Origin of the sequence: Streptomyces solicavernae (genome assembly GCF_029968095.1) — a bacterium.
GTDB lineage: Bacteria > Actinomycetota > Actinomycetes > Streptomycetales > Streptomycetaceae > Streptomyces > Streptomyces solicavernae.
This window is the reverse complement of the sequence record NZ_JASCIR010000011.1, coordinates 133268-148678: the sequence shown is the minus strand read 5'-3', so window position 1 is coordinate 148678 and position 15411 is coordinate 133268. Positions and strand designations below refer to the sequence as shown.

Annotated in this window: 11 protein-coding genes; 7 read left to right on the top strand and 4 right to left on the bottom strand. The window is 73.8% G+C overall.

Annotation, left to right across the window (positions count from 1 at the left end; all coding sequences use genetic code 11):
• Positions 1 to 159: 159 nt before the first annotated feature.
• A complete protein-coding gene (locus tag QIS99_RS15715; RefSeq protein ID WP_282513962.1) occupies positions 160 to 762 on the bottom strand; it encodes a helix-turn-helix domain-containing protein in 603 nt (200 codons plus the stop codon).
• Positions 763 to 991: 229 nt separating this feature from the next.
• Between QIS99_RS15715 and QIS99_RS15710 the strand changes: the two genes are divergently transcribed.
• The 6 genes from QIS99_RS15710 to QIS99_RS15685 all read left to right on the top strand — a co-directional run bounded on the left by QIS99_RS15710 (position 992) and on the right by QIS99_RS15685 (position 9653).
• Positions 992 to 2191 (top strand): cytochrome P450 family protein, encoded by a 1200-nt coding sequence (locus QIS99_RS15710; protein WP_282513961.1) that lies wholly within the window; start codon positions 992 to 994, stop codon positions 2189 to 2191.
• A gap of 195 nt (positions 2192 to 2386) precedes the next feature.
• Positions 2387 to 3544, top strand: coding sequence for an acyl-CoA dehydrogenase family protein (locus QIS99_RS15705; protein WP_282513960.1), 1158 nt, complete (start codon positions 2387 to 2389; stop codon positions 3542 to 3544).
• A 1-nt stretch (position 3545) separates the two neighbouring features.
• Complete coding sequence (locus QIS99_RS15700; protein ID WP_282513959.1) at positions 3546 to 5222, top strand: thiamine pyrophosphate-binding protein; 1677 nt, start codon at positions 3546 to 3548, stop codon at positions 5220 to 5222.
• 62 nt (positions 5223 to 5284) lie between these two features.
• Entirely contained in the window at positions 5285 to 6469 is a 1185-nt protein-coding gene (locus QIS99_RS15695) for a Glu/Leu/Phe/Val dehydrogenase dimerization domain-containing protein (RefSeq protein WP_282514013.1), read from the top strand.
• Positions 6466 to 8781 carry an acetate--CoA ligase gene (locus QIS99_RS15690; protein ID WP_282513958.1) on the top strand — a complete coding sequence of 772 codons (2316 nt, stop codon included), beginning with the start codon at positions 6466 to 6468 and terminating at the stop codon, positions 8779 to 8781. The genes QIS99_RS15695 and QIS99_RS15690 overlap by 4 nt, the downstream gene beginning before the upstream one ends.
• Positions 8778 to 9653: an SDR family oxidoreductase gene (locus QIS99_RS15685; RefSeq protein WP_282513957.1), complete on the top strand. Its 876-nt coding sequence runs from the start codon at positions 8778 to 8780 to the stop codon at positions 9651 to 9653. Before QIS99_RS15690 ends, QIS99_RS15685 begins: the two co-directional genes overlap by 4 nt.
• A 77-nt stretch (positions 9654 to 9730) precedes the next feature.
• On the opposite strand, the gene QIS99_RS15680 is transcribed toward QIS99_RS15685, so the two are convergent.
• Positions 9731 to 11167 carry an APC family permease gene (locus QIS99_RS15680; RefSeq protein WP_349017301.1) on the bottom strand — a complete coding sequence of 479 codons (1437 nt, stop codon included), beginning with the start codon at positions 11165 to 11167 and terminating at the stop codon, positions 9731 to 9733.
• A 296-nt stretch (positions 11168 to 11463) separates the two neighbouring features.
• On the opposite strand from QIS99_RS15680, the gene QIS99_RS15675 reads away from it, so the two are divergent.
• Complete coding sequence (locus QIS99_RS15675) at positions 11464 to 12087, top strand: TetR family transcriptional regulator C-terminal domain-containing protein (RefSeq protein ID WP_282513956.1); 624 nt, start codon at positions 11464 to 11466, stop codon at positions 12085 to 12087.
• 196 nt (positions 12088 to 12283) lie between these two features.
• On the opposite strand, the gene QIS99_RS15670 is transcribed toward QIS99_RS15675, so the two are convergent.
• Both QIS99_RS15670 and QIS99_RS15665 read right to left on the bottom strand, forming a co-directional pair.
• Positions 12284 to 13564, bottom strand: a complete 1281-nt coding sequence (locus QIS99_RS15670) for a lipase family protein (protein WP_282513955.1) — start codon at positions 13562 to 13564, stop codon at positions 12284 to 12286.
• Positions 13565 to 13708: 144 nt separating this feature from the next.
• Complete coding sequence (locus tag QIS99_RS15665) at positions 13709 to 15391, bottom strand: amidohydrolase (protein WP_282513954.1); 1683 nt, start codon at positions 15389 to 15391, stop codon at positions 13709 to 13711.
• Positions 15392 to 15411 lie beyond the last annotated feature (20 nt).

Below are 15411 nucleotides of genomic sequence, written 5' to 3'. Positions count from 1 at the left end.
GAACGTACGACGGGTGTCGGGGTGTGTCAACGGTCACGTCGGGGCGAAGCTTTCCGGATGCCGGGAGGTCGCTTCGGAGGCCGGTGGGCGGCTTCGGCGGGGCGGCGGCGCGGGCGGTCAGTCCCGCTGCGTGGGGGGTCACTCCTGCTGCGTGGGGGGTCACTCCTGCTGCGTGGGGGGCGTGTCCGCGAGGTGCAGCCGCTGGTCGGCCCGGTACTGCAGGAGCAGCACGGAGCGGACGGCCGCCCCGGACGCCGTGTAGCTGTGCGGCAGCGACGCGTCGAAGCCGACGTAGTCGCCCGGGCCGAGCTCGACCTCCTGGCCGTCCACCTGGACCCGCAGCCGGCCGGCCTGCACGATGGTGTGCTCGGTGCCCACATGGCCGAGCGAATCCTGCCGGCAATCGGCGCGAACCTGCTGGTCGAAGACCTCGAACACGGTGTCGCCCGACTCGATCCGCTGCAGCTGACGCAGGTCCACGCCCTCACCGCTGAGCACCTCCTGCTGCTCGGCGCGGACCACCGTGAGCCCGCTGGTCGGCCTGGCGTCCAGGAGGTCGGAGATCGGCACCTCCAGGACGCGGGAGAGGCTGAACACCGTCTCGATGGTGGGGTTGCCCGCCCCCGACTCCAGCTGCGACAGGGTCGCCTTGCCGATCTTCGAGCGCCGCGACAGCTCGGAGATCGACAGCCCTCGCTCGTTCCGGGCCCGCTTGAGATTGGCGGCCAGCATGTTCCGGACGGAACCCTCGGAGACGCTCACGCCCTACCCCCTTCACCTTCGGTCATCGTTCGGTATAACGCACGATCGCTGCGGGATGCGTTCGTTATTCCGATCAGGATCGGGCCTCGGTCGACGGGATGGCAAGCGGCGCCCGGCGTGATGACCCGGCCGGGCGGCCGCAAGGAAAGCGAGGAGCACTCCCCGGTTCCTGCTAGGGTCGCCCATACATGGAAACGGGGACCGATCCCCACTTCAGAGGGAGTGCGCCATGTCCGCTCAGCAGACCGAGGAACTGGCCGCCTGGACCGGGGACTTCGCCGCCGACCCCTACTCGGCGTTCCGCGCCCTGCGCGCCCGGGGGCCCGTCCGGCACGTCCGCTTCCCCACTGGGGAGACGGCCTGGATGATCCTCGGCCACGAGCAGGCCCGTGCCGCGCTGGCGGATCCGCGGATGCGCCATGACGTACGGCACTCCGCCGAGTACGACAGCGACGGGCTGTACTCCGTCGGCCGCAACATGCTGCAGACCGACCCGCCCGACCACACCCGGCTGCGGTCCCTGGTCGCCCGCGAGTTCACCGCGCGGCGCATCAAGGCGCTGCGCTCCCGTGTGGCGCAGGCGGCGGACGAACTCCTGGACGCCATGGGCCCGTCGGGGCGCGCCGACCTCATCGACGCCTTCGCCTTCCCGCTGCCGCTGACCGTGATCTGCGAGCTGCTCGGCGTGCCCGGCGTCGACCACGACGCCTTCCGGGCCTGGTCCACGAAGGTCGTCGCCCTCGGCGAACCGGAGGCCTCGGGCCGGGCATCGCAGGAGATGGCGGTCTACCTGGCCGGCCTGATCGAGGAGAAGCGGCGCCGCGAAGAGGCCGCGGAGGGTGATCTGCTGCATGCCCTCGTGCGGGCCCATGACGAGGACGGCGGCCGGCTGAGCGACGAGGAACTGACCGGCATGGCCTTCCTGTTGCTCGTCGCCGGGCACGAGACGACGGTCAACCTCATCGCCAACACCGTCCAGTTGCTGCTCACCCACCCCGGCCAGCTCGCCGCGCTGCGGGCCGACGGGGGCCTCCTTGAGAACGCGGTGGAGGAGGCGCTGCGCTTCGAGCCGCCCACCCCGGCCGGTACGTACCGCTACACCGCCGAGGCCGTCACCGTCGCCGGCACCCGCATTCCGCAGGGCGCGCGCGTGGTCGTCTCGCTCGCCTCGGCCAACCGGGACCCCGCCCGCTTCCCCGACCCGGAGCGCTTCGACATCCACCGGGACCCGGCCCTGACCCGCTCCCACCTCGCCTTCGGGCACGGCATCCACCACTGCATCGGCGCACCGCTCGCCCGTCTCGAAGCGGGCATCGCCCTGCGCGCCCTCCTGGACCGCTGCCCGCGCCTCGCCCTCGACGGCGACCCCACGCCCGACTGGCGGCCCAGCCTCCTGCGCGGCCTGAACCGCCTCCCGGTGCGGTGGTGAGGGCGGCCCAGGGTTCGCGGGGTCCGGTGAGGTGGGGCTCAGGCAACGACGAGCCCCCGGACAGAGGCGAGGCCCCCCTCCTCCCCTGGAACTGATCGACGATTCAGTAAGCCGCCCTGTTGACGCAGTCGCGCACGTCTCCGGATACTGACTGGGCATTCAGTTGAGGCAACCTCGTCGTGCCTGGAGGCACCCATGGCTGACCTGCCCGCCGAGCTCGTTCCGCTGACTCCCGAGCAGCGCGACATCGTGGAGCTCACCCGCACCTTCGCCCGTGAGGAGATCAGGCCGCGGGCACGTTCCGTGGACGAGGCCGATGTCGAGACGCCCTGGGAACTGTGGCGGCGGGCCGGTGAGGTGGGGATCACCGGCTTCATGCTGCCCGAGGAGTACGGCGGCGGCGGCTTCACCGACGTGTTCACGCAGTGCCTCGTACAGGAGGAGCTGTGCGTCGGGGATCTGGGCATCGGCAATCTGCTCTGCTCCAACGGGTTCTTCGCCGATCCCGTGCTCGCGCTCGGCAGCGCCGAGCAGCGGCGCGAGTGGCTGACGCCGCTGGCGCAGGCGGACACCCCGATGACGTCGCTCGCCACCACCGAGCCCGGTTCGGGATCGGACGCCGCGTCCATCGTCACCACCGCGACGCGCACCGCGGGCGGCTACCTGCTCAACGGCCAGAAGGCGTGGATCTCCAACGCCGGCGAGGCCGGACAGTACGTCGTGTTCGCCAAGACCGACCCGGCGCTGCGCTCGCGCGGCGTGAGCGCGTTCCTGCTGCGCAAGGGCACGCCCGGAATGTCGTTCGGTGAGCCGATGCGGAAGATGGGGCAGCGGGCGATCGTGTGCCGGGAGATCTTCTTCGCGGACGCCTTCGTGCCCGAGTCCGACCGGCTCGGCGGGGAGGGCGAGGGGTTCAGCGGGCTGATGCGTACGTTCGACATCTCCCGCACCGTTCTCGGCGCGGCCGCCACGGGCGTGGCCAGGGCCGCGTACACGTACGCGCGGGACTACGCGAAGACCCGGCAGCAGTTCGGGAAGGCGATCGTCGAGCACCAGGCGGTCGCCTTCCGGCTCGCGGACATGCGCACCCGCGTCGAGCAGGCCAGGCTCATGACCTGGCGGGCCGCGAAGCGTCTCGACGCCGGTCTCGACGCGACGGCCGAGGCCGCGATGGCGAAGCTGACGGCATCGAAGACCGCGGCGTACTGCACCTGGGCCGCGGTCCAGACGCTCGGCGGCTGGGGGTACTCGCGCGAGTACCCGGTCGAGCAGTGGATGCGGGACGCCCGCCTTGAGGAGATCGAAGAGGGCACCTCGGACATCATGCGCCTGGTCATCTCGCGGAGCGTGTGACATGGGGGGAAGCGGTGAACTGGGCCCGGTCCAGAGTGAACTGGGCCCGGCCCAGGGCGTGTTCGGGCCCTCGGGCGCGATGAGCGGCGGCGAGGCGCTGGTCCGGGCGCTGGCGGCGCACGGCGTCGAGTGGGCGTTCGGCATCCCCGGCACGCACAACCTGGAGGTCTACCGGCATCTGCGGCCGTACGGCATCCGGCAGGTGGCGCCCCGGCACGAACAGGGCGCGGGGTACGCCGCCGACGGTTACGCCCGGGTGACCGGCCGGCCGGGCGTCGCGGTCACGACGACCGGGCCCGCGCTCCTGAACATCGCGGCGGCGGCCGGGCAGGCGTACTCGGACAGTGTGCCGCTGCTCGTCGTGTCGCCGGGGATGCCGCTCAGGCACCCCAGGCAGCCGACGGGCCTGCTGCACGAGATGCGCAGCCAGACGGAGGCGATGCGCGGGGTCACGGCTTTCAGCCACCGGGTGTCCTCCGTCGAGGAGATCGGGGCGGCCGTCGCGCGCGCGTTCACGCTGTTCCGGAGCGGGCGGCCCCGGCCGGTCCACATCGAGGTGCCGCTCGACCTGCTTGTGTCGCGGGAGCCGGTGGGGGCGGTGCGGGTCGCGCCGCCGGCCGCCGTGCCACGGCCCGATGCGACGGCCGTACGGGAGGCGGCCGGGGCGCTCGTGCGGGCCGGCCGGGTCGGGCTCGTCCTCGGCGGCGGGGCGCGGGGCGCCGTGGCCGAATCGCTCGCTCTGGCGGAGGAGTTGGGTGCTCTGGTCGTCACCTCGGCCAACGGCAAGGGCACGGTGGACGAGCGCCATCCGCTGTCGCTCGGCGTCTCCCTGCACGACCCCGGCGTGCGGAAGGCGCTCGGGGACTGCGATGCCGTCCTGGCCGTGGGCACGGAGCTCGCCGAGTCCGACCTGTGGTCGGATCCGCCGGCCGCGCTCGGCGGGACGCTGGTCCGGGTGGACGTGGATCCCGCGCAGATGTACGCCGGGGTGCCCGCGCAGGTGGCGCTGGTCGGCGACGCCCGGGAGTGCCTGCGGGAGCTGATCCGGGCCCTCGCGGCCGGACCCGGCGGTCATGCCCCGCCCGAATCCGCCGAACTCGTCGGCCGGCTGCGCCGGGAACGCGATGCCGCGACCGCCGCCCGGGACGGCCGCTGGCTGCCGTATCTGCGGGTGGTCCGGGCGGCCCTGGACGAGGACGCGGTGCTCACCTCGGACAGCGCGCAGTGCTGCTACTACGGCGCACTCCCGCACCTGCCGGTCGGCCCGCGCGGCCGGTTCCTGCACCCGACCGGGTTCGGGACGCTCGGTTACGCGCTGCCCGCGGCCGTCGGCGTGAAGGCCGCGCAGCCCGGGCGGCAGGTCGTCGCGCTGAGCGGGGACGGTGGGCTGCAGTTCACCGTCCAGGAGCTGGCGACCGCCGCGCAGCTCCGGCTGCCGCTGCCCGTCGTCGTGTTCGACAACGGCGGCTACGGCGAGATCCGCGACGAGATGGCCGCCCGCGGCGACACCCCGGTCGCCGTCGACCAGCCGCCCGTGGATCTGCCCGCGCTGTGCCGGGCGTACGGCGGGGCGGGCGAGCGCGTCACGACGCCCGGTGCGCTCGCCGACGCGCTGGCGCGGGCCCTGCGTCATCCCGGGCCCACTCTCATCACCGTTCCCGAGGAGGTCCCCGTATGAGTTCCCCCACCCCGAGTTCCCCCACCCCGAGTTCCCCCACCCCGAGTTCTCCCACCCCCCTGATCTCGCTGCCCCTGATCTCGCTGACCTGGACCGATCACGTCACCGGCCGCCAGGGCTTCCTCGTCGTCGACCGGCTGGTGCGCGGGGTGTCCAGCGGCGGGCTGCGGATGCGCGCGGGCTGCACGCTCGACGAGGTCGCGGGCCTGGCCCGGGGCATGACGATGAAGGAAGCCCTGCACTACCACCCCGATGCCCGGTACGTCCCGCTCGGCGGCGCCAAGGGCGGCATCGACTGCGATCCGCGGGACCCGGAGGCGTACGGGGTGCTGGTGCGCTACCTGCGGGCGATGCGGCCGCACATCGAGAGCTTCTGGACCACCGGCGAGGACCTGGGGCTCACCCAGGACGTCGTGGACAAGGCGGCCGCCGAGGCCGGTCTTGTGTCGTCCATCCAGGCCGTGTACCCGCTGCTCGACGACGAGGACACCGCGCGCGGGCGGCTCGCCGACGCGTTCGCCGTGGAGGTCGACGGCATCGGGCTCGACGAGCTGGTCGGCGGCTGCGGCGTCGCGGAGTCGGTGCTCGTGGCGCTCGACCGGGCCGGGGTGCCGTACGCGGGGACGCGGGTGTCGGTGCAGGGCTTCGGCACCATGGGCGGGGCGACGGCCCGGTTCCTGTCCCGGGCCGGTCTGCGGGTCGTCGCGGTGGCCGACGTGAAGGGCACCGTGGCCAACCCCGAGGGCCTGGACGTGGAGGCGCTGCTCGCCGGGCGCGACGGTCACGGGGCGGTGGACCGGGGCGTGCTGCGGGCCGGGGACGTGGAGTTGCCGGGTGAGGCGTGGCTGTCGGTGGCGGCGGAGGTGCTGGTGCCGGCCGCTGTCTCGTACGCGATCGACGGCCGGAACCAGGCGCGGATCGGGGCCGCCGCCCGCTGGGTCGTGGAGGCGGCCAACATGCCGGTGCTGCCCGAGGCGGAGGCGCTGCTCGCCGAGCGGGGAGTGCAGGTGCTGCCGGACGTGGTGGTCAACTCCGGTACGAACGCCTGGTGGTGGTGGACGCTCTTCGGCGACATCGGGGCGGACGCGGACGAGGCGTTCGCGTACACGCGCCGTTCGATGCGTGCCCTGATCGACCAGATGCTCGCGCGGGCCGCGGCCGACGGCACGACTCCGCGCACCGCGGCGCACGCGATCGTCGCCGACCGGCTGCCGCTGATCGCGGAGCGGTTCGGGTGGTACGGGTGACGGCCGGCGAGCGCGGCGAGCAGGCCGCCGCCTTGGGCTCCGCGGGGCGGGGCGGGCTCGACGTGCTCTTCGACCCGCGGTCGGTGGCCGTCGTCGGGGCCTCCGCGCATCCGGAGAAGTGGGGCTACTGGCTGGCCTCCGGGGCCCTCGACGGGCGCGAGCGCCGCGTGGTGCACCTGGTCAACCGGCGCGGCGGCGAACTGCGGGGCGTGCCCTTCCTGCCCGGCCTCGACGCACTGCCGACGGCGCCCGAGCAGGTCGTGGTGGCCGTGCCTGCGCCGCAGGTCAGGCCAGTGGTGGAGCAGGGGCTCGCGGCCGGGGCGCGCTGTTTCACCGTCATCACCTCGGGCGGGGCGGGCGCGGGCGAGGAGCGGGCGCTCGCCTCCCTGGTCACCGCGGGCGGGGCGCGGCTGCTCGGCCCCAACTGCATGGGCGTCGTCGACACCACCTCGGGGCTGAGGCTGAGCTGGGGCGACTTCCCGGCGGGCGCGGTCGGCCTGGTCTCCCAGAGCGGCAACCTGGCCCTGGAGATCGGGCGGCTCCTCGCCCGCGCAGGGCAGGGCTTCTCCCGCTTCGTCTCGCTCGGCAACCAGCGCGACATCGATGCCGCCGACGCCCTGGACGCGCTCATCGCGCACCCCCCGACACGCGTGGTCGCCGCGTACGTGGAGGACTTCCGCGACGGCCGACGCCTCGCCCGCACGCTCACCTCCGCGCACGCGGCGGGCAAGCCGGTGCTGCTCCTCACGGTCGGCCGCAGCGAGGCCTCCGGCCGCGCGGCCGCCTCCCACACCGGGGCGCTGGTCAGCACCCGCGCCACGGTGGCGGCGGTGTGCCGCGACGCGGGGGCGCTGCTCCTCGACACGGCGGGGGAACTGGTGGACACGGCGATGTGCCTGCTGGGCACGCCGGGTCTGGGCGGGGCGGGTCTTGGCGGGGCGAACCTTGGCGCGGCAGACCTTGGCGGGGCTGGCCCGAGCGCAACTGGCCAAGACCCAGCTGGACTTGGCGGGGCGGGCGGCCCGAGCGCGGCCGACCCGAGCGCGGGGGGACTGGGCGCGGCCGACCCGAGCGCGGCCGACGTTCAGGTGGTGTGCGTGGGGGCGCCTCGGGCGTTCCGTCCGCTCCACGTCGTCGTCGTAGGGGACAGCGGGGGTCAAGGGGCACTCGCCGCTGATGCGTTGGCGGCCCGCGGGCTCGCCGTGCCCGGCCTTCCGGCGGAGGCGGTACGGGCCGTGGCCGCCGAGCTGCCGCCGGGCGCGGCCTGCGGAAACCCGGTCGACCTGGCCGGGGCGGGCGAGGCCGACCTGGGCAGCTACGCCCGCGTCGTCCGTGCACTGCTGTCCACCACGGACGCGGACGCCGTGGTCCTGACCGGCTACTTCGGCGACTACGCGACGGCCAACCCCGCCCAGGCCGACCGGGAGTGCGCCATCGCCCGTGAACTCGCCGGTGCAGCAGAGGAGTTCGGCCGCCGACTGATCGTGCACAGCATGGCGCGCGGCACCCCCGCCCTGGCGGTGCTGCAGGAGCACGCGGTGCCGGTGTACGAGCGGATCGAGGAGGCGGCGGGTGCCCTTGCCGGGGCCGCCCGGCTGCACGTACCGGCGCCCGCGGACCCGGTAGACCCGGTAGACCCGGCAGACCCGGCGGAGCCCGAGCTCGCGGGCGCCGCCCACGCCGCCGGGGACGGGGGCTACGAGTCCGTACGGGAACTGCTCGCCTCGTACGGCCTCGGCTTCCCCGCGGCCGAGTTCGTGACCGACGCCGACGCGGCGGTGGCGGCGGCGCACCGCACCGGATACCCCCTGGCCCTCAAGGCGATGGGCCTGGCGCACAAGACGGAGGCGGGCGGTGTCGCGCTCGGCGTCGCCGGAGAGGACGGGCTGCGGGCCGCCTTCGCCCGGATGCGGGCCAGGACCGGCGCGGCGCGCTACGCGGTGGAGGCCATGGCGTCCCCGCCGTACGCCGTGGAGCTCATCGTCGGCGTACGGCGCGACCCGGCGTTCGGCCCGGTCGCGATGGTGGGCGTCGGCGGGGTCACCGCGGAGCTCCTCGCCGACACGGCGGTCGCGCTCGCGCCGCTCACGCCCGGGCGGGCCCGCGCGCTGCTGCTCTCGCTGCGGCACGCGCCACTGCTGACCGGCTGGCGCGGGGCGCCGCCCGTGCACCTGGACGCGGCCGCGGCGGCGCTGTGCGCGGTGGCGCGGGCCGGTGCGGCCCACCCCGAGCTGTCCGAGCTGGAAGTCAACCCCCTCCTTGTCCACCCGGGCGGCGCGATCGCCCTCGACGCACACGGAGTACTCGCATGAGCGACCTGAACGCGATCACGGACCAGCCGACCCCGGATGCGGTCGTGTCCGTCAACTCGGCCTATGTAAACCGTGGTTGGGGCTTCGAAGGCCGTACGTATCTCGTCACCGGGGGCGGCAGCGGCATCGGCCGGGCGATCTCCCTCGCGCTCGCGGCGGCCGGGGCGCACGTCGTGGTCGCGGGCCGCACCCCGGACAAGCTCGACGAGACCGTCGCGCTGATCGGGAAGAGCGGCAGCGGGCAGGGGCTTGCCGTGCCGGCCGACGTGCGCGATCCGGCCGCCGTGGACGACCTGGTGGCCGCCGCCGTGGAGCGGTTCGGGCGGATCGACGGCCTGGTCAACAACGCGGCCGGCAACTTCGTCGCGCCCGGCATCGACCTCAGCCCGAACGGCTGGCGGGCGGTCGTCGACATCGTCCTCAACGGCTCGTACTACTGCACCCGGGCCGTGGCACGGCAGTTGCGCGCGCAGGGCACCGGCGGTTCGGTGCTGTCGGTGATCGCGACGTACGCCTGGCACGGCCACCCGGGCACGGTGCACTCGGCCGCGGCGAAGGCCGGCGTGCTGGCCATGACGCGCACCCTCGCCGTCGAGCTGGCGCCGTACGGGATCCGCCTCAACTGCGTCGCCCCCGGCCCCACCGAGACGGAGGGTGCGGGCGCGGCGCTGTGGGGCACGGACGAGGCGCGGGCCGGGGTGCTCGCGACGGTTCCCGCGGGGCGTTTCGCCGACCCGGCCGAGGTCGCGGACGCCTCGCTGTTCCTGCTGAGCGAGCGGTCCTCGTATCTGACGGGCGACTGCCTGACGGTCGACGGCGGCCAGTGGCTCGGCAAGCAGGTCTACGGCCGTACGGCGGAGGCGCCGGTGTAGCTCAACTGCCTTTGGTTCAGTCACAGTTGATGCCCGGTACGACTCCCGAGGGGCCGTACCGGGCATCCGTGCATGCGCTACCGCCTGCTCTTGCGGGTCTTCGAGCCGAGGGCGTGGAAGACCAGGCCGACCGTGAGGAACAGGGTCAGCGGGACGACCTGGGTGAGGGTGTACGCGAGCCGCTCCCCCGCGAAGGACTCCGGCAGCGAGTCCGCGGGCGACCCGTCGGTGCCGAACCAGCCGACGCCGAATCCCGGCCAGATCAGCACGACCACGGTGAACGCGACGAGCCCAGTGGCGAGCAGCGTCACCAGCCACACCCCGAACCGTCCGCCCGGCACGCTGTAGGGCCGGTTGACGTCCGGGTACTTGCGGCGCAGCACCAGCAGGCTCGGGAACGTGATGACGTACGAGATGAAGGTGGTGCTGATGGTCAGGCCGAGGCCGGCGGCGAAGTACTTCTCGCCGTCGCCCTCGGTGAGGTTGAGCGCGACGACGAACAGCACCGAGGCGAGGACGGCGGAGAGCAGGTTGACCCGTACCGGAGTGCCGTGCTTCTCGGAGATCACGCCGAGCCAGGCCGGTCCCGCCCCGTCGGCGCAGGCGACGGCCTGCGCGCGGTGGGCACCCATGGCCCAGGCGACGCCGCTGGTCAGCAGGCCGACGATGAGCCCGGCGGCGGCGATGCCGCCGAGCACGGCGCCCGCGCCGGTGAGGGTGACGGTGCCGTCGGCGGCGATGGAACCCCCGTAGACGGTGAACACGGCCTTGCAGGCGTCGATGAAGCCGCCGAGGCTGCCGATGTCCTCGCTGGGCAGCACGAAGAGGATGCCGAGGATGGGCGCCCCGTACAGGAAGAGCGAGGCGAAGCCGGAGCGGAGGATGGCCAGGGGGATGTCCCGGCGCGGGTTCTTCATCTCCTCGGAGGCGGAGCTGGGCAGTTCGAAGCCGACGAAGTTGAAGATCAGGACGGGCACGAGGGCGACGAAGCCGACGTAAGTGGGCGTGAACTCGCCTGCGGGCAGTGTGTGCACGCCGTTCTGGAGGGCGAAGACGACGACGGAGACGAGGAAGAAGCCGAGCAGCACGATCCGCGCGAGCGCCCCCGCGATCGGCACCCACTTGCCGACGCGCACGGACTGGACGACGGTGAGCGCGCCGCCCCAGATGAAGACCAGACCGGCGGCGTACTTCCACAGGCCGGGCAGCGGCGTGAAGAACTCCTCCCAGGTGGAGAGGGCGATGATGCACAGACTGCCGCCCACCCACACGGGGTTGGAGATCCAGTACAGGATCTGGTTGACGCCTGCGGTGAGCCGCCCGAAGGCGAGGCGGGTCCAGACGTAGGGGCCGCCCTGGACGGGGAAGGCGGAGCCGAGCTCGGCGACGAGCAGGCCGTACGGGAGGAAGAACGCGACGGCGAGGATCGCCATCCACGTCAGGCCCTGCGGGCCCTGGGCGGCGACGGAGCCGATGGTGTCGAGGCCGACGAGTGTGCAGATGAGGAAGAACAGGACGTCCAGGCGGCGCAGGTCCTTGCGGAGCCTGCCGCGTTGCTCGCCCCAGCCCTAGGAGAGGTCCGGGGCCTCGGCTGTGGGCGGGCTCGCCCCGGTCACGGAGGTGGAAGGTGCTTGGGTCACGGGCTGACTCCTACGGCGGCGGTACGGGGGGTTCGTACGGGCGCGACTCACCTGACTGACTGAATGGACAGTCAGTAAAGGGGACTGTGAACCCGGGGCCGCGGGCTGTCAAGGGATCGCGCAACAGCGGCTCGGGCACGGGGTTGCCGGGGGCTGTGTAGGGTTGCCGGGTGGCACGAGTCCGGTTGAGCGTGGAGCAGCGGCGCGAGGAGATCCTGCGCGCGGCGGTCGAGCAGATCGACACGCGCGGCGTGAGCGCGGTGCGGATCGCCGACGTGGCCTCGGCGCTGTCCGTCAGCAACGCGCTGGTCCTCTACCACTTCGCGACGAAGGAGAGGCTCGTCGCCGCCGCGTACGCCTACGCCGCCGAGGGCGACCTAGCCCACCTGCGCAGGCTCCTCGGCCGCCGGACCACCGCCCTGCGCCGGCTGCGGGCCGCGGTGCGCTGGTACGCGCCGACGGGGCAGGCCAAGGGCTGGCGGGTGTGGATCGAGGGCTGGGCGGCGTCGCTGCGCGATGCGGCGCTGCGCGATGTGGCCCGCGAGCTGGACCAGCAGTGGAAGGCCGCCCTCGCCGAGGTCATCGCGGAGGGCGTGGCGGCAGGCGAGTTCCACTGCGACGACCCGGAGTCGACGGCCTGGCGCCTGACCGCCCTGCTCGACGGCCTCGCCGTCCAGATGACGGCGTACGCGGGCTCCCTGCCCCGTACGACGATGCTGCGGTGGACGGACGAGGCGCTGGCCCGCGAACTGGGCGTGGAACGCTCGGCGCTGACGGGCGGTGGCGGCCGGTAGGGACGGTGGTGGCCGGTAGGGGCGGCGGTGGCGGCCGGTAGGGACGGTGGCGGCCGGTAGGGGCGGTGGCGGCCCGCGGGGCCGGGACCGTCCCTACCGGGCTCGACTTCCGGGATTGTGCCGTACGCCCGTGGCGCTGCGGGCGTCGTCGTCGCTCAGCGGCCGGTGACGTCGGGCCGCTCCGGCAGGGTGGGCCTCACCTCTCCTTTCCCGTACCGCAGTTGCCCGTCGTCGGCTGGTCCGCGAAGCGTTGGCCGAGCCATTCCAGGGCCGGGCCGTTGCCCTGGATCGCCGTGCCCACGTGGGACTGGCCGGGGAAGGACTTCCACTCCACGGCGTGGCCCCGCGCGCACCAGTCGGAGCGGAGCTGCTGCCCGACGGTGTACGGGATCGTCTCGTCCGCGTCCCCGTGGTAGAGGAACACCGGCGCCGACGGCCGTACCGTTCCGATGCGTTGCTCGGCGATGGCCTGCTGCCACTCCGGGCGGTCCAGCGGGTTGGACGTGGTGACGTCGTCGATCGTCTTGCCGCGACCGGCCTCCAGGACGGTGCCGACGCACTCGTTGCGGACGACTTCGGCCAGTTGGCGGCCCTCGTCGTTCAAGTACTTGTCCAGGTCGAGGGCGGGCTTCGCGGCGTTCTGGCCGACGGCGGACATGAGCAGGTAGCCCGCGCTGTCGCCGCCCTCCAGGGACTCGGCGACCTTGGCGAGGTCGGCCGGTACGCCGCCGCTCGCGGTGCCCTTGACCTTCAGTTCGGGCGCGTAGACCGCGGCCATCTCGGCGGCTTTGGCGCTGGCGCCGCCGCCCTGCGAGTAGCCCATGATGCCGACGGGCGCCTGCGGGCTCACGCCGAACTTGGCGGCCTCCGGGTGCCGTTGGGCCGCCCGCGCCGCGTCGAGGACCGCACTGCCCTGGGCCGCGGCGACCATGTAGGTGTGGTCGCCGGGGGTGCCGAGGCCTTCGTAGTCCGTGACGACGACGGCGTAGCCGCGTACCAGAGCGGCGTTGACCAGGGGCGCCTCGGCCGTCGTGCCGCCCGGGAAACCGGCGGAGGGGGCGCACTTGTCGCCGAGGCCGACCGTGCCGACGGCATAGGTGATCAGGGGGCGCGGGGTGGTCCTGCCGTCGTCGGGGACGATCACCGTGCCGGTGACGGAGTTGGGGCTGCCGTCGGCGGAGGTGGAACGGTAGGTGATCTTCCAGGCCTTGGTGGGGGTGGGTACGCCCGGCGTGTACTGGAAGGAGGACGGCTCGGAGGTGAGGATGTCGCCGGGGGCGGTCCGGCGCTCGGTGGGGCTCGGGGTGGGGGTCGCGGTGGCGTGCCGGGTGGTTTCGGGCGCCTGGGGGGCGGGGTTCGGGGTGGCGTCGGGGGCCCTGGTGGTGCCCTGCGCGGCGGCGGACCCGGGGATTCCGAGCACCGCCGCCGCGAGCACGGCACCCGCGGCCAGTGGTCGCCTGCGTAACGCTGACGTCATGCGGCTCTCCCAACTCTCCTGTGGGGACGAGGGTTGGGCAGCACCGTACTGACGCGTCAGTAATACGGCCAGAGGCGTGCAGGGGCCGGCGGGCCGGACAGGCCACATCGTCACCCAGGCGCTCGTCCGGCCGACACCGCCTCCTCACCGCCGGTGCGCAACCTCCCCCGCCACCACCACCGTCTCCGCGACCGTCCCGGGAATGTGCTCCGCGGGCACGCGCAGGATGTCGCGGGACAGGATGACGAAGTCGGCCGCCTTGCCGACGGTCAGGGAACCCCGGTCGTCCTCCAGGAAGTTGGCGTAGGCGGAGCCCATCGTGTAGCCGTGCACGGCTGTCGCCACGTCGACCGTCTCCTCCGGCATCCACGGTTCGCCGCCGGTGAGAGGGCGGCGGGTGACCGCGGTGTAGATGCCGGTCATGGGGTCCATCTCGGCCACATTCCAGTCGCTGGAGAACGCCAGCCGGGCGCCCGTCTCGTGCAGGCTGCGCATCGGCCAGGCCTTCGCCCACCGCTCTGGGCCGACGTTGTCCGCCCAGTCCTTGCCGGGTCCGGCCACGTCCGGGGCGCAGTGCCGGGGCTGCATGCAGGCAACCACGCCGAGCTCCGCGAAGCGGGCCGTGTCCGCCGGGTCGAGGCACTCCACGTGGACGATCTGGTGGCGGGCGTCGCGCGGCCCGTTGACCCGGCGGGCGTGCTCGAACGCGTCGAGGGCCACGCGGATGCCCCGGTCGCCGGTGGCGTGCACGAAGCACTGGAAGCCGCGCGCGTCGAGCTTGGTGAGCAGCTCGGCGAACTCCTCGGGCGGGTAGTACGTGTCCCCGCGGTGGTGCCGGCAGCCCGCGTACGGTTCGAGGAGTGCCGCGGTCTGCGGCTCCACCACGTCGTCGATGTACAGCTTCAGGGGCCCGACCCGCAGCCGGTCGTCCGCGTGCCGCCGGGCCGCCGCGGCGAAGTCGTCCAGGTCGGCGTCGCTCGTGCCGCGCGGGTGGAACAGGGCGGCGACCAGGCGCGAGGCGAGGCGGCCCGCGCTGCGGGCGCGCTCGAAGAGGGCCAGGTCGTCGAGGGAGTTCTGCGGTTCGACCACGGTCGTGATGCCGTAACCGATCGCGTCGTCCAGGGACTTGGCGAGGCGCCGGTACTGGCGCTCGGCGGAGGCCCACGGCACGCCGAGGTCCTGGAGCGCCCGGTGGCCGTCGCGGGACAGGCCCTTGACGGCGAAGTCCTTGACCAGGCCGGTGGGTTCGCCGGTCTCCGGGTCCGTGTGCGCCGTGCCGAACGGCAGGTCCGTACGGTCCCGGCCGATGCCGAGGCGGTGCAGGGCGGCGGTGTTGAGCCAGGCGGTGTGGACGTCGTAGGAGAGGACGAAGGCGGGGACGCTGCCGGTGACCGGGTCCAGGTCGGCGGCGGTGGGCAGGCGTCCGCCGCCGAGCGCCGCGTAGTCGAACGCCTCGCCCTCGATCCACTCGGCCGTCGGGTTCGCCGCGCGCCAGTCCCGGATGCGCTCGTGCACCTCGGCGAGCGTGGTGGCTCCGGCGAGTTGGGCGCTGGCGTCGTCGGAGCCGAGGCGGACGTGGTTGTGGGCGTCGATGAAGCCGGGCAGGACCAGCCTGCCGCCCGCGTCGAGGATCCGGGTGTCCGGCCCGGTCCACTCCGCCGCGTCCGCGCCGTCGCCGAGCCAGACGATCCGGCCGCCGGTCACGGCCATGGCCTGCGCCTCGGGCAGGTCCGGGTCGACGGTGTGGATGCGGGCGCCGCGCAGGACGAGGTCGGCGGGGGCGGGGGCGGGGACGGCTCCGGTGGCGGCGTGGCCGTGCGGGGGCATGTGCGGTCAACTCCTGGTGC

What these genes read in the sequence shown, in the direction of transcription:
- QIS99_RS15710 (WP_282513961.1), top strand. Translation starts at nt 992, where the DNA reads ATGTCCGCTCAGCAGACCGAGGAACTGGCCGCCTGGACCGGGGACTTC.
- QIS99_RS15705 (WP_282513960.1), top strand. Translation starts at nt 2,387, where the DNA reads ATGGCTGACCTGCCCGCCGAGCTCGTTCCGCTGACTCCCGAGCAGCGC.
- QIS99_RS15700 (WP_282513959.1), top strand. Translation starts at nt 3,546, where the DNA reads ATGGGGGGAAGCGGTGAACTGGGCCCGGTCCAGAGTGAACTGGGCCCG.
- QIS99_RS15685 (WP_282513957.1), top strand. Translation starts at nt 8,778, where the DNA reads ATGAGCGACCTGAACGCGATCACGGACCAGCCGACCCCGGATGCGGTC.
- QIS99_RS15670 (WP_282513955.1), bottom strand. Translation starts at nt 13,564, where the DNA reads ATGACGTCAGCGTTACGCAGGCGACCACTGGCCGCGGGTGCCGTGCTC.
- QIS99_RS15665 (WP_282513954.1), bottom strand. Translation starts at nt 15,391, where the DNA reads ATGCCCCCGCACGGCCACGCCGCCACCGGAGCCGTCCCCGCCCCCGCC.